The 2,004-nt window shown below is 52.2% G+C and carries 2 protein-coding genes; both read right to left on the reverse strand.

What is annotated here, in order from left to right; translation table 11 throughout:
• On the reverse strand, nt 1-477 hold a 477-nt coding region (locus tag QZL66_RS01395; RefSeq protein WP_293601743.1), incomplete at its 3' end, for an Hsp70 family protein.
• A 115-nt stretch (nt 478-592) separates the two neighbouring features.
• A partial coding sequence (locus QZL66_RS01400; protein WP_293601754.1) for an Hsp70 family protein occupies nt 593-2,004 on the reverse strand: 1,412 nt, incomplete at its 5' end.

Raw genomic sequence — 2,004 nt, forward strand, 5'->3', positions numbered from 1 at the left:
GTCCAGACCGTAGGCAATTGCTGCGGCGGTCGGCTCATTGATCATGTGCAGCACATGGATTCCGGCACGCTCTGCTGCCTTACGGGTGTTGGAACGCTCGTGGTCGGTGAAGTATGCCGGCACAGTGATAACTGCGCCATCCACTTTCTGGTGCATTTTCTCCTCCACCCGCTTAACCAGTTCTTTCAGAAAAATCGAGGACAAGTCCACTGCGGAATAGGAGCGCCCATTTTCCAGATCGTAGTCCTTGGAATCGCTGCCGATGTTCCGCTTATAGAACGTGGCAACCTGCCCGTGATACTTCTGCTCTTGTTTTGCCTCCTGGCCAATGGTCAGCGTGCCGTCCTCCTCCAGATACACAGCCGAGGCTGTGGTCACGCTGTCCTGACTGGTCTGGATGATCTTTGCACTGCCGTTGTCCACATATGCCACAACAGAATACGTGGTACCGAGGTCAATTCCGATATTCAGTCCCATTTCGCATCCACCATCTTTCTAAGTATGACATAATACCGACAGACGCTCCATCGGTATCATGCTTGTCATTGATTCTATTTTGCCAGAATTTGCCGTATAAAACGCCGGCAAACTCTTATGCCTGAAATCCGTCTGAGATTACCTGTGCAATGTTAGACATGCTGGTGCTCAGATTCGACAGTTCGCCAACGCCGGACAGATCCTGTCTGGTTGCCAGCTTCTGGATGAATGTTTCGTTTGCCTCGCCGAAGCCCTGTGCAATGACCTCAAAGCCAGCCGAGACGAACTTCTGTTTTGCACGCAGTGCTGCATTGGAAGCATCGTCATCCCACTCGCCATCCGTCAGAATCACCGCATAGCCAAAGTCCAGCCCGTTCTGATTCTTGTACTGCGTCAGCATATTATAGATCAGATCCATCGGCTGTTCTGTGTTATTATTGCCCACTTCCGGCGATATCTGGATATCATCCACGGCATTTCGCAGCTGCCGTTCGTCGTTGCTGATTACGGAGAAGATCTTGTTTTTCTCCGCAAAGCCGATAACTCCAAACGAAACCGTAGACAGCGGCATCTGATCGATAAATCCATGGATGGCTTTCTTTGCCATGCCAATGGAAGTATACCACATCTTGGAGGCAAGAGTTCGAATTTCCCAGAAGAGCTTGTCCTGGTTCTCGACCATCTCGTCAAATTTCACGTAAAACTGTGCCTGTTCGATTTCCGCATCGGTCAGCGGTTTGTCAGCATCGATCTTGTTCGCCAAATCGGTGAGCCCATCCTCATCTGCAATGCTGCCCATACTGCCAGACAGATCAATAGCGATGACTACAGCACCCTTTGCCGGCATCTGTGCCTGCTCCGGCTCGAAGGTACGGTCGGCGCACTCCAGCACCTTCTGTACCCGCAGTTGCTTTCCGGACTGCTCTGCTGTGATGTTGACCGTTCCGTCCGGATTGTGGAAATAAGTCACCGAAAACGGCTGGTTCGGGATGATGCCCATCGCCTGATACTTGCCAATGATGGCGCTCTCCTCCGGCAGCGACTCGCTCTCCCACTGGGTCAGGTAAATGTCCTGTGTGTTGGAATTCAGCTGGAAGTGTTTCGTCACCGTTGCATTTTTCACAGAGGTGTTCTTCGGAATCATGATCTCGTTGTAGAACACACGGATCCGTTCTTTCCCACGAGTTTCCTCCCGTGCCACGATCAGTCCCAGCGAATGGGAAATGACATCCTCAACCCGCTTGTTTCCGGCGGAAATCTCAAATCCAACCTGACCGTCCAGCGAGAAGTTCTGAATGGACTGCGCAATGGAATCGGCTGTGATGGCTGCGCCAAGGGCAACCGCTTCATCTGCGTTAATGCCACGCAGTGCCGGCTTGCCCTGCAGCTCCGTGATGTAGTCCTCGATCATGGTCATACGGGTAGAACCGCCCACAAGAATCACATCATCGATATCATTCCAGGACAGATGGTTTTCCGCAAACATGTCCCGAATCAGCTTACCGGTGTGCTCCACCAGCGGACGGG

It is taken from the genome of Ruminococcus sp. CAG:330 (genome assembly GCF_000437175.1).
In the GTDB taxonomy this organism is placed as follows: domain Bacteria; phylum Bacillota; class Clostridia; order Oscillospirales; family Ruminococcaceae; genus Ruminococcus_C.